This window comes from Streptomyces regalis, from assembly GCF_001509475.1.
Classification (GTDB): domain Bacteria; phylum Actinomycetota; class Actinomycetes; order Streptomycetales; family Streptomycetaceae; genus Streptomyces; species Streptomyces regalis.
This window is the reverse complement of sequence record NZ_LLZG01000107.1, coordinates 1-8307: the sequence shown is the minus strand read 5'-3', so window position 1 is coordinate 8307 and position 8307 is coordinate 1. Positions and strand designations below refer to the sequence as shown.

The window sequence follows — 8307 nt, the reverse complement described above, 5'->3', positions numbered from 1 at the left end:
GCAGCAGACCGAGCCCCCCGCCCCGGTCGCCCAGCCCGCCGAAGACCCGGCCCCGCAGCAGGCGCAGGCCCCCGAAGTCGTCCAGGCCCCCGCCCTCGCGCAGGCCGAGCAGCCGACGCAGGACGGTGCTCCGACGGATGTGAACGCCGAAGCGCAGGCGGTGGCCGCGAGCGCCACCGCTCCGGACGCCGAAGCACAGCCAGTGGCCGTGATCCCCACCACCCCCGACGCGGAACCCCAGATCGCGGCCCCCGCGGCCCAGGTACCGGACGCCCATCCGACCCCGGACGCCGACACCGAGCCGGCCGAGGCCGCCCAGCCGCTCGCCCAGGACGCCGCACCGGCCGAGGCACCCCAGCCCTTCGTCGCCGAACCCGCCGGCCCGCAGCTCCAGCCCCTGGCCGCCCAGTCCGCGCACGGCTCCGAGGGCCCGGTCCCACCGCACCTGGAGCCCACGCCCGACCAGCCGTTGGGCCAGTTCGTCCCGGTCGAGGGCTCGGTGCCGACCACCCCGTACCTCGCGCCGACTCCGCCGCAGCCGACGGTCCTCCCCGCAGAGGAGGCGCCGCCTGCCGTCGCCACGGTCCCCGCACCCCGTGACGGCGACCCCGAACTCGTACAGCACGCGGAGGACCTGGACACCCGGGCCGCCGACCAGGAAGACCAAGAAGCCCCCGCAGAAGAGAGCACGGCCGTGGAAGAAGTGAGGCAGTCCACCGGCCCGGCAGCGCCCGCCTACGACGACGCCGAACGCGAGGCCGTCCTCAAGGTCATGCGTGAGCGCCGCGACATCCGCAACGGCTTCCGCAGTGACCCGATCCCGCACGAGGTGCTGCTCCGCGTCCTGGAGGCGGCTCACACGGCCCCGTCCGTCGGTCACTCGCAGCCCTGGGACTTCGTCGTCATCCGCTCGGCCGAGACGCGCCGCACGATGCACGAACTGGCCATGCGCCAGCGCGAGGCCTACGCCAAGTCCCTCCCCAAGGGCCGGGCGAAGCAGTTCAAGGAACTGAAGATCGAGGCCATCCTCGACACCCCGGTGAACATCGTCGTCACCGCCGACCCGACCCGCGGCGGCCGCCACACCCTGGGCCGCCACACGCAGCCGCAGATGGCGCCGTACTCGGCCGCCCTCGCGGTGGAGAACCTCTGGCTCGCCGCCCGCGCCGAGGGCCTCGGCGTCGGCTGGGTCAGCTTCTTCGACGAGCGCGAGATGGTCCGCGCCCTCGGCCTGCCCGAGCACCTGGAGGTCATCGCCTACCTGTGCGTCGGGTACGTCGACGAGTTCCCGGAAGAGCCCGAGCTGATGCAGGCCGGCTGGTCCAAGCGCCGCCCGCTGTCCTGGGTCGTGCACGAGGAGACGTACGGCCGCCGTGCCCTGCCCGGCGAGGAGCCGCACGACCTGCTCGCCGAGACCGTCGCCCAGATCCGCCCACTGGACGCCAAGGCGCTCGGCGAGGCCTGGGAGCGGCAGAAGCGGATGACGAAGCCGGCCGGCGCGCTCGGCATGCTGGAGATCATCTCCGCGCAGCTGTCCGGCCTGTCCCGCCAGTGCCCGCCGCCGATCCCGGAGCCCGCGGCCGTCGCGATCTTCGCCGGGGACCACGGCGTGCACGCCCAGGGTGTCACCCCCTGGCCGCAGGAGGTGACGGCCCAGATGGTCGCCAACTTCCTCGGCGGCGGAGCGGTCTGCAACGCCTTCGCGGGCCAGGTGGGCGCCGAGGTCTGTGTGGTGGACGTCGGCGTGGCCGCCGACCTCCCGGCCACCCCCGGCCTGCTGCCCCGCAAGGTCCGCGCGGGCACCTCCGACATGACGACCGGCCCCGCGATGAGCCGCGAGGAGGCCAAGCAGGCCATCGAGGTCGGCATCGACACCGCCCGTGACCTGGTGGCAGCCGGCAACAAGGCCCTGCTGACGGGCGAGATGGGCATCGCCAACACGACCGCGTCGGCGGCCCTGATCTCGGTCTTCACGGACACCGACCCCGCCGAGGTGACGGGCCGCGGCACCGGCATCAACGACGAGACCCTCGCCCGCAAGACCGAGGTCGTCCGCCGCGCCATCGAGGTTCACCAGCCCGACCCGGCCGACCCCATCGGCGTCCTGGCGGCGATCGGCGGCTTCGAGCACGCCGCGCTGGTCGGCCTTCTGCTGGGCGGCGCCTCCCTGCGCACGCCGGTGATCCTGGACGGCGTCAGCGCCGGCGCGGCCGCCCTGGTCGCCCGCGCGATCGCCCCCGAGGTCCTCGCGGCCTGCATCGCCGGCCACCGCAGCGCCGAGCCCGGCCACGTGGCCGCCCTCAACAAGCTGGGCCTGCGCCCCCTGGTCGACCTGGACCTGAGACTGGGCGAGGGCACGGGCGCGCTGCTGGCCCTGCCGCTGGTGCAGAGCACGGCGAGGGCGATGCACGAGGTGGCGACGTTCGATTCAGCTGGCGTAACTGAAAAGTAGGCCGCGCGGCTGTGGGCAGTCGTTCCTCCCCCAGTGCCTTAAGGGCCTGGGAGGTACCCCCAGGGGCGGAACGGGTGGGCACAGCCGCCCACCCACCCGCGCGTTCGGGGGTCCGGGGGCAGAGCCCCCGGTTTCGGGAAGGGGTGGGCTTGGGGAAGGAAACCCCACCCGCCCGAGCCACGCACCGGCCGCGCGCTTAAAATCCGCACGTCAGGGCTGCTTCGAAGCCGCAGCATGCCCATAGAACCACCGCCTGCCCGAGGAGCCGCACCTCATGGCCGAAAACCCCGCCTACCCCGTAGGCCTCCGCCTCACCGGCCGCAAAGTGGTCGTCCTCGGCGGCGGCCAGGTCGCCCAGCGCCGCCTCCCGACACTGATCGCAGCAGGCGCGGACATCCTCCTCGTATCCCCCGAAGCGACCCCCTCGGTCGAGGCCATGGCGGACGACGGCGAGATCACCTGGGAACGGCGCCCCTACGCGGACGGCGACCTCGCGGACGCCTGGTACGCCCTGATCGCCACCGGCGACAAGGAAGCGAACGCCCGAGCCTCCGCCGAAGCGGAGCGAAACCGCGTCTGGTGCGTCCGCTCCGACGACGCCGACGCCGCCACCGCCTGGACCCCCGCCACCGGCCACAGCGAGGGCGTCACGGTCGCCGTCCTCACCACCAGCGCCCGCGGCCGCGACCCCCGCCACACCGCGGCCATCCGCGACGCGGTCGTCGAGGGCCTTCGCGACGGCACCCTCGTCGCCCCCCACCACCGCACCCGCACCCCCGGCGTCGCCCTGGTCGGCGGCGGCCCCGGCGACCCGGACCTGATCACCGTCCGCGGCCGCCGCCTGCTCGCCGAGGCCGACGTCGTCATCGCCGACCGCCTCGGCCCGCGCGACCTCCTCGCCGAACTCCCGCCTCACGTCGAGGTGATCGACGCGGCGAAGATCCCGTACGGCCGTTTCATGGCCCAGGAGGCCATCAACAACGCCTTGATCGAGCACGCCAAGCAGGGCAAGTCGGTCGTCCGGCTCAAGGGCGGGGACCCCTATGTCTTCGGCCGCGGTATGGAGGAGCTCCAGGCGCTCGCCGAGGCGGGCATCCCCTGCACCGTCGTCCCCGGCATCTCCAGCTCGATCTCGGTCCCGGGCGCGGCCGGCATCCCGGTCACCCACCGGGGTGTGGCCCACGAGTTCACGGTGGTCAGCGGCCACGTGGCCCCCGACGACGAGCGCTCACTCGTCGACTGGCCGTCGCTGGCCAAGCTGACCGGGACTCTCGTGATCCTCATGGGCGTCGACAAGATCGGCAAGATCGCCGAGACGCTCGTGGCGCACGGCAAGTCCGCGGACACGCCGGTCGCCCTGATCCAGGAGGGCACGACGGCCGCCCAGCGCCGCGTCGACGCGACCCTGGCGACGGTCGCGGAGACCGTACGGACCGAGGACGTGAAGCCGCCGGCGGTGATCGTCATCGGCGAGGTCGTGAAGGTAGGACCGAGCCCTTCCGCGTAACCGCGGGTAACCCATCTGTTCCGAGCCGTTGGCACCGCACCCAGGACAAGGCAGTATCACCCTGTGGCCGATCTCATCACCGTCGATGACCCGAACGACCCGCGCCTGCACGACTACACGGGCCTGACCGACGTCGACCTGCGCCGCAAGCGCGAGCCGGCCGAGGGCCTGTTCATCGCCGAGGGCGAGAAGGTCATCAGACGGGCGAAGGAAGCCGGCTACGAGATGCGGTCGATGCTGCTCTCGGCCAAGTGGGTCGACGTCATGCGCGACGTCATCGACGAACTCCCGGCCCCGGTGTACGCCGTCAGCCCGGACCTCGCCGAGCAGGTCACCGGCTACCACGTGCACCGCGGCGCGCTGGCCTCCATGCAGCGCAAGCCGCTGCCCACGGCGGCCGAGCTCCTGCAGACCGCCCGCCGGGTCGTGATCATGGAATCGGTGAACGACCACACCAACATCGGCGCCATATTCCGGTCGGCGGCCGCCCTCGGCATGGACGCGGTGCTCCTCTCCCCTGACTGCGCCGACCCCCTCTACCGCCGCAGCGTCAAGGTCTCCATGGGCGCGGTCTTCTCCGTGCCCTACGCCCGCCTGGACACCTGGCCCAAGGGCCTGGAGTCGGTCCGCGAGGCCGGTTTCACCCTCCTCGCCCTCACCCCCGACGAGAAGGCCAAGTCCCTGGACGAGGCCGCCCCGCACCGGATGGACCGGGTCGCGCTGATGCTGGGCGCCGAGGGCGACGGCCTGTCCACCCAGGCCCTGGTGGCCGCCGACGAATGGGTCCGCATCCCGATGTCCCACGGCGTCGACTCCCTCAACGTCGGCGCGGCGGCCGCGGTCGCCTTCTACGCGGTGGCCACCGGCCGCCCCCAGGGCTAGGCCGTACGGCGATGGCGCAGCGCGAGGCGATCGTCGCGGTCCTGCTCCGCGCCGACCGCGTGCTCGCCATCCGCCGCGGCCCCGCCGTGCAGCGCCCCGGCTACTGGCAGCCCCTCAGCGGCAGGATCGAGCCGGGGGAGACCCAGCGAGAAGCCGTCGTCCGGGAGGTCCGCGAGGAGGTCGGCCTGACCGTCGTACTCCTGGCGAAGGTCTGGGAGTCGGAGACGGACGACGGCTCCTTCCGCCTCCACTGGTGGATGGCCCGGGCCGACACCGGCGACGTGGTCCCCGATCCGGGGGAGGTCGGCGAGGCCCGCTGGGTCACGCCGGAGGAGTTCCTGTCCCTGGACCCGGTCTTCGACGGCGACCGGGAGTTCTTCGAACGGATCCTGCCCGACCTGTGACCCCGGCTCCGCCGCGCGCCGCTGACGCCCGCCCGTGAGGCCTGTTCGGGGACGTCGCCTACTCGGAGATGTCGAGGGTCGACTCGTACCGGTCGGACATCACGTCGTCGTCGAGCGGCTGGTAGCCCGAGTCCACCTGCTCCTGCTCCTGCGGCTGCTGTACGCCGTCCCCGTCGCCGCCGAGCCCGCGCTGCGGCCCCTGGCAGCCCTGAGCCGCCGCGATGCCGAGCGCCACGAGCAGCGTGACCACGACGAACACGAACAACCGCTGCCGAAGCAGTTGCGGGTTGGCGGGCCGCCGCCCGATTCCCGTGCCGCGCGGCGCCGGACGGCCGGTGCCGCCACGCGGCGCGGGACGGCTGCCGTTGCCCGAACGCGAGGTGTTCCGCGGGACCGGCACCGGACGCGCCCCGGACCTGGACGAAGCGGTACCACCGTTCCCTGCGCCGCTGCCCCTCGGCGGAGCCCCGTCGCGCGCGGGGCCGGGCCCCCGCGAGGCGCCGGTGCCCCGCGGAACGCCGCCGGTGCCGCGCGGCGGGGGAGTGCCCTGGGGGCGTCGCTGGGCGCGCTGCGGCTCCGCATAGGTGTCGGCAAGCCGCCCGGTCGGCCGGTCCGCCTCCGGGCTGCGCTGCGCAGGTGGGCGTACGTCCGCGAGCCCCTGGGCCTCCCGGGCCGCGATCTCCTTGAGCCGCAGGGACAGCTGGAGCGTGCTGGGCCGCTCCTCCGGGTCCTTCGCCAGACACGCCCGTACCAACGGAGCCAGGGCGTCCGGTACGCCGTACAGCTGCGCTTCCTCGTGTACGACGCGGTACAGCATCACCTCGGAACTGCCGTGTCCGAAGGGCGAGTCACCCATCGACGCATACGCCAGGGTGGCGCCGAGGGAGAAGACGTCCGTGGCCGGGGTGACGGCGGCGCCGCGCACCTGTTCCGGGGCGAGGAAGCCGGGCGAACCGACCGCCGTACCGACGTGCGTGAGGGTCGAGGCCCCCGTGGCCCATGCGATACCGAAGTCGATGATCCGCGGGCCCTTGGGGGAGAGCAGGATGTTGGAGGGCTTGAGATCCCGGTGTACGACACCTGCCTCGTGGACGGCGACGAGCCCCTCGGACAGGGCGGCCCCGACGGCGGCGACCTCCGCCGCGCCGAGCGGGCCCTCGTCGGCGACCTTGTCGTGCAGAGAAGGGCCGGGCACATACTGCGTGGCGAACCAGGGTCGGTCCGCTTCGAGGTCGGCGGCCACGAGCCGTGCCGTACAGCCCCCGCGAATCCGCCGTGCCGCCGAGACCTCACGCGCGAACCGCGAGCGGAACTCCTGATCCTCCGCCAGGTCGGGCCGGATCACCTTCAGCGCGACCCGTTGCCCCTTCTTGTCGGAGCCCAGGTAGACGACGCCCATGCCGCCCGCGCCGAGCCTTCTGTGAAGCCTGAACGAGCCGACGACGCGCGGGTCCTCGCGCCTCAGGCGCATCATCGCCATGTTCATCCCCGCTGCCCGGTCCGTGTGACGAGCCACAGCTTACGTTTCCGTCGGCCGCCGTGCGCAGAGGCCGCGCCCTCTCGCGAGGATGGATTGTCAGTGGTGGGTGGGAGACTTGAAGGGTGGTCAGGGGGCTGGTGAGCAGGGCGACTTCGGCCCTTTTCGTCCCCCAACCACCCATCGCAGAAGGGGGATTGAGCCCGTGAAGGGTGATCGCGTGGAGATAGTCGTGGATGCAGGGGACACGACGCGCACGTACGAGGTGGTGGCAAGCAGGGCGGGCCGCCGGGTGGAGACGGCGGTGCGCCGAGGTGTCGTGGAAGTGAGCGAAGTCACCCGGAACGGCTCCGTGGTGCGTACGGCCCGGTTCATGGCGAACCGAGTCCTGGCGCTGGTGGAGCAGCCGGTGCCGCGCGAGGACAGCTCGGAGAAATCGGGGTAGACCAGGCGTCCCCTCCGGGAAGACCCCGAGACCTAGGTCCTCGTCTCCACCCAGGGGAGTACTCCGCAGGTCATGGCTCATCCTCCGGGAGGCCCGGCAATCGGTACGAGGGCATGACGCCCTGGGTGGCCCGGCCGCCTAGATTTGAGGTCAAGCGGCGGGTGCAGCACTCGTCCCCCGAGGTCAGACACCCGCCGCTGCCAACGACAACAGATACAGGTCAGGAGAGGGACCATGGCCCAGACGGCACCGCGGACACTGATCCGCATGCAGGAGCGCACGGCGCTGCGCCCCCGCCGTCAGGGTCGCCGCCACCCCCTGGTGGCGACGCTCATGGCCCTTCCCCTGGCGGTCCTGCTCCTCGTCGTCTTCGACGGCTGGGAGACGGTGGCCACACAGGCGTCGTCCGTGGGTGTGATGCTGGGGCGCTGAGCGGCGACCCCAGGCCCGGAAGAGCGGTCCGGGCGGGGACATCCACCCATGAAACCCCGTGGGGACGGGGGTGCGGCGGACGGCAAAAATGCCGGCGCAGCTGGGGAGCTGCGCCGGCATTGCACCTTTTTGCGCCTAAGCCGGCGCCGCTCTCGCGGACCTGGTTGCTCGCCGTGGGAGTTGCTCAAATATTGGTTGCGGTGCTCACAGGTGGGTTGTGGCGCGTGTCCCGCGCAGCCTGCGGGCAGTCGTGCCGCTGGGGCGGCTCCCGACCCAGAGAAGGGCGGCACCCCGCAAGCGCCGGGCTGCGCGACCCACCCCCGCCCAGACACAACGCCGGGCGCCCAGCAAACCGGCCGCGCCCGGACCGCCCGTACGGCCAAACCGACGCCGCCCCCACGTACCCTCGGCCCAACGCATCCGCACCCAAGGGACCCCAGTGACCCCCAACCCCCTCCTGCCCCCCCTCCCCGCACAAGCCGAAGCCGCGGCTCACTCACGTACCTCCGCCTGTCCCTGCGGAGCGCCCGTCACCCTCGCCGACCGCCCCGACGCCACCGTCGTCCGGCATGCCGACACCGTCGCCAAGGCCCACGCCCCCGACCTCACCTTCGGCGACCTGACCCCCCGCCTCACCGCCGCCACGCACCTCCCCGGCCTCCTCCTGCCCCCGCTCGGCCCCACGCCCGTCGACCTGCACGGCAGGCT

The 8307-nt window shown here is 73.0% G+C and carries 7 protein-coding genes and 1 pseudogene; 7 read left to right on the top strand and 1 reads right to left on the bottom strand.

The window, feature by feature from the left end; translation table 11 throughout:
- The 4 genes from cobT to ADL12_RS16240 form a co-directional block, all read left to right on the top strand.
- A partial coding sequence (gene cobT, locus ADL12_RS16255) for a nicotinate-nucleotide--dimethylbenzimidazole phosphoribosyltransferase (RefSeq protein ID WP_062703004.1) occupies window positions 1-2452 on the top strand: 2452 nt, incomplete at its 5' end.
- A 274-nt stretch (window positions 2453-2726) separates the two neighbouring features.
- Window positions 2727-3959 (top strand): uroporphyrinogen-III C-methyltransferase, encoded by a 1233-nt coding sequence (gene cobA, locus ADL12_RS16250; protein WP_062703002.1) that lies wholly within the window; start codon window positions 2727-2729, stop codon window positions 3957-3959.
- A gap of 63 nt (window positions 3960-4022) precedes the next feature.
- A complete protein-coding gene (locus ADL12_RS16245; protein WP_062703000.1) occupies window positions 4023-4841 on the top strand; it encodes a TrmH family RNA methyltransferase in 819 nt (272 codons plus the stop codon).
- A gap of 11 nt (window positions 4842-4852) precedes the next feature.
- Window positions 4853-5245, top strand: coding sequence for an NUDIX domain-containing protein (locus tag ADL12_RS16240; RefSeq protein ID WP_062702996.1), 393 nt, complete (start codon window positions 4853-4855; stop codon window positions 5243-5245).
- A 58-nt stretch (window positions 5246-5303) separates the two neighbouring features.
- Here ADL12_RS16240 and ADL12_RS16235 read toward each other — a convergent pair whose 3' ends face one another.
- On the bottom strand, window positions 5304-6731 hold the full coding sequence (locus tag ADL12_RS16235; RefSeq protein WP_062702994.1) for a serine/threonine-protein kinase: 1428 nt from the start codon (window positions 6729-6731) through the stop codon (window positions 5304-5306).
- A gap of 196 nt (window positions 6732-6927) precedes the next feature.
- Between ADL12_RS16235 and ADL12_RS16230 the strand changes: the two genes are divergently transcribed.
- The 3 genes and pseudogenes from ADL12_RS16230 to ADL12_RS16220 all read left to right on the top strand — a co-directional run.
- Window positions 6928-7167 carry a hypothetical protein gene (locus ADL12_RS16230; RefSeq protein ID WP_062702992.1) on the top strand — a complete coding sequence of 80 codons (240 nt, stop codon included), beginning with the start codon at window positions 6928-6930 and terminating at the stop codon, window positions 7165-7167.
- A gap of 234 nt (window positions 7168-7401) precedes the next feature.
- Window positions 7402-7599: a hypothetical protein gene (locus ADL12_RS16225; RefSeq protein ID WP_062702990.1), complete on the top strand. Its 198-nt coding sequence runs from the start codon at window positions 7402-7404 to the stop codon at window positions 7597-7599.
- A gap of 439 nt (window positions 7600-8038) precedes the next feature.
- A pseudogene (locus tag ADL12_RS16220) lies at window positions 8039-8307 on the top strand (aminoglycoside phosphotransferase family protein); the annotation flags it as partial.